We start from the raw sequence: 235 nt of genomic DNA, 5'->3' as shown, positions 1-235 counted from the left end.
CCCGACCGGCCCAGCGCTGCTTCGCGGGGAGCTTGCGGCGCGGCGGGTCGGGTGCAGTCGCTCCTGCTGATCATCATGGCGCTGATCGCGCTCGTGCCGATCATCGCCATCTTCCTGGGCACGTTCCAGGACGGCGGCACGCTGCTGCGCAGCGGCATCACGTTCGCGATCGACTTCAGATCGTTCGACCTCGACAGCTACCGGGTGCTCTTCACCGACTCCGGCGACTACTTCC

The 235-nt window shown here is 67.2% G+C and carries 1 protein-coding gene; it reads left to right on the top strand.

Going from position 1 to position 235, the window contains the following annotated elements; all coding sequences use genetic code 11:
- Positions 1-51: 51 nt before the first annotated feature.
- Positions 52-235, top strand: a 184-nt coding sequence (locus tag SB660_RS23820) for a hypothetical protein (protein ID WP_410585072.1), incomplete at its 3' end; no start/stop codon positions are given.

It is taken from the genome of Bacillus sp. SIMBA_005, from assembly GCF_046535585.1.
GTDB classification, from domain to species: domain Bacteria; phylum Bacillota; class Bacilli; order Bacillales; family Bacillaceae; genus Bacillus; species Bacillus pumilus.
Note: the sequence above shows the minus strand (reverse complement) of the source record. Positions and strands in the feature narration are given on the sequence as shown.